This window comes from Megasphaera sp. AM44-1BH, assembly GCF_003467125.1.
Classification (GTDB): domain Bacteria; phylum Bacillota; class Negativicutes; order Veillonellales; family Megasphaeraceae; genus Megasphaera.
Genome location: NZ_QSFA01000047.1, coordinates 1 through 3038, shown reverse-complemented (window position 1 = coordinate 3038; position 3038 = coordinate 1). Strand labels below are relative to the sequence as shown.

At 41.8% G+C, this 3038-nt stretch carries 2 protein-coding genes; both read right to left on the bottom strand.

The window, feature by feature from the left end:
* Positions 1-744 precede the first annotated feature (744 nt).
* Positions 745-2028 (bottom strand): MFS transporter, encoded by a 1284-nt coding sequence (locus tag DW949_RS13475; RefSeq protein WP_118023679.1) that lies wholly within the window; start codon positions 2026-2028, stop codon positions 745-747.
* 637 nt (positions 2029-2665) lie between these two features.
* Positions 2666-2962, bottom strand: coding sequence for a hypothetical protein (locus DW949_RS13470; RefSeq protein WP_118023678.1), 297 nt, complete (start codon positions 2960-2962; stop codon positions 2666-2668).
* Positions 2963-3038 lie beyond the last annotated feature (76 nt).

Sequence of the window (3038 nt, the reverse complement as noted above, 5' to 3'; positions counted from 1 at the left end):
TTTCCACAGCCGCTGAATAAGCCAAAATAGCCACCTCCACTAAATTCCTTACATCTTATATTGAGCCCGTCTGCCGACAGGTTCGATCACACGCTGCAGTACAGAAAACCTCGAGCTGATTCCCTTCATAATTAATGCAATATAATAAAAATGAAGAATGTAAACCTAAAATACAAATTCACCTCTTTCTTGACAAGGTACCAGTTCAGCCGCATCGTGTTATCTACAACATAAACCATCACTTCATATACATCATTACCATCATTGGGATAATACTAGTATCCCTTATTGTTGACTTTATGAAAAATTTCACATACATCAACATGCAACTTATTTGTTTTTATTATATAGGGAATAATTCATATATAAGTAACATGTCGTATATGCGAATCAATCACATGGATATTATACGGATTTAACAACGTACCGTCAAGAGTCAAAATTTATATTTTTTCAATCTTTATAAATAAGCAATGCAACTGTGTTTTCTATGATTTTTTCGTATCGCAATTAAATGATGTCGCAATTTTCTGTATTTACCGCTAAGACGAGTTGCTATAATGCAGATGATTTATATTTTCAAATCAAAGGTTTCGTTTTCTATTATGCACTATATAGTATAAATATATAAAAATGCATAGTTTTCTTCTTTGCAAAAAAGAAACTGCTCAAAACGAGTTTTTTAATCTCATTTCAGAGCAGTCTCTTCATTGTTTTCTAAAATGTATCTATTTGATGAAACTATTATTTTTCGATCTTGCTGTAGTCAACTTTCTTGCCATAGATATTGTTCATGATATGGCACAAGACAAGGCCTACGAATACGCAGACGCCGAGGAGCAGCAGGCCATAGTGGAAATCGCCTGTCGCATCTTTTACCATACCAACCGCCGTCGGTCCGAAGAAACCACCGAGGTTGCCGATAGAGTTGATAACGGCGATACCCGTTGCAGCAGCCGTACCAGTAAGGAACTGGGCCGGAATAGTCCAGAACAGCGGAATCGCTGCGAACATACCAGCAGCGCCTACGCAGACACAAATCATGGTAGGAATAGTTCCTGTAACAAACATGCTTGCGCACAGAGCAATAGTAGCCATGCCAAGAGCTACAGTCAGATGCCATTTACGTTCCTGACGGACCTGGGAACTGTGACCAAAGATAATAACGGAGATGAATGCACACACGAACGGAAGTGCCCCGATAAGGCCGATTTCCATGGAAGACATATTAGACCAGGATTTAAGCATCTGCGGAATCCACATGTTGATACCATATACACCTTCACAGATGGCCAGGAAGTAAGCAATGCCGAGGACCAGAACAGCCGGGTGAGTAAGGGCTTTCATGATAGAATAGTCGGCATTAGCACCTTTAATAGCCTTTGCTTCTTCAGCCATACGGTTTGTGAGCCAGTTGCGTTCTTCTTCTGTAAGCCAAGTGGCATCAGCCGGTTTATCCGTCAGATAATACAGCGTTACAATACCAAAGAATACAGTCGGAATACCTTCGACAAGGAACAGCCAGCGCCAGCCAGACCAGCCCATGGTGCCGTCGAGAGCACTAATCAGGAAGCCGGAAACGAGAGAACCGACAACGAGGGCAACAGGCTGAGCCAGATTGAAACGGGACAGCGCCGCTGCACGGTATTTGTTGGGGAACCATTCGCCAATGAAATACGTAACACCAGGATAGAAACCAGCTTCCGATGCACCGAGTAAGAAGCGCATGACGAGGAAGCTCGTCGTACCGTTGATCATGCACATGAGGGCAGCTACAGCACCCCAGGTAACCATGATACGGGCAATCCAGCGGCGGGCACCGAATTTGGCCAGGCACAGATTGGACGGAACTTCGAAGATAAAGTAACCGATAAAGAACAGGCCAGCACCAAAGCCAAATGTAGAAGCCGTCAGACCTAATTCCGGAGACATCTGGATACCGGCAAAGCCTAAGTTGGTACGGTCAATATAGCAAAGCAGGAACATAAAGAGCAAGTACGGCAAGAGCCGGCTTGAACATTTTTTCATACACGATCTTTCAATAGCTAATTCGTTAGACAAAACAGCCACCTCCACTAAGATTCATACCTTCTATAGTGAGCCCGTCAAATACGGGTTCGATAGTCACCTGCGCCACAAAGCTATATTCAGCGTTCTTTATTTCACAACCTATAATAAAATAATAAAGAACATCGTAACCAGCCCCTGATTCACCCCGCTTTCCTCATAGCACTGAAAACGCTGAACCGCTTCGTGTTGCATCGTGTTATCTACAATGCCTTTCAATGGATTTATGTTTTTAGTAACACTAGTATCCCATTTTAAATAAAAAAGAAAGAATTTTTGTACGCATCTCATTTCTGCATATATATCATTATTCATATATAAGAAATATAACGTATATGCGAATCTATCACACGTATATTATACGGGTTTATCTCCCTAGCGTCAAGACTTAGAATTTATACTTTTTCAATCTTTATAAATAAGCAATGTCCTATACTTTCCTATGCTTTTTTTATATTGTTATTTTTCAACGTGCATGAAATAGTAAAATAAAACAAATCCCTGGATTTCGCTCACGGAGCAAAATCCAGGGATTTGAATATATATTATGCAATTTTCTGTATAATTTTACATTATACACAGGTACACCTGACCTGTTTTACATTGCCGGTAATTTGCGACGGATGGCCGCAATAACTTTTTGCACTAGTTCATCGGCTTCAACGTCCCAGTGCTCCACAGACAGTCCGCTAACAACGACGGGATTCTCATATTCTTTCTCTTTCAGGCATCCTGCCGGGCAGGCATTGAGAAGAAGGGTAACATCCCAATGAGACAGGGTGCGGCTGATAATACGGAATTCCAGGTCCGGTGCCGCTGCTATCAATTTTTTAAGCAGTGTGGGCGTTTCAATAAAGGGATTGCAATTACCGCAGAACTTCACACCGACAATCATAAGCGCCTCAGTCTTCTACTTTTACGCCAGCAATCTTGAGAGCTGCTTTCTTCTTCGCTTCCAGATTTGCCAGTTT

Excerpts from the sequence above, each read along its gene's own strand:
- DW949_RS13470 (WP_118023678.1), bottom strand. The coding sequence starts at position 2,962 with ATGATTGTCGGTGTGAAGTTCTGCGGTAATTGCAATCCCTTTATTGAA.
- DW949_RS13475 (WP_118023679.1), bottom strand. The coding sequence starts at position 2,028 with ATGAAAAAATGTTCAAGCCGGCTCTTGCCGTACTTGCTCTTTATGTTC.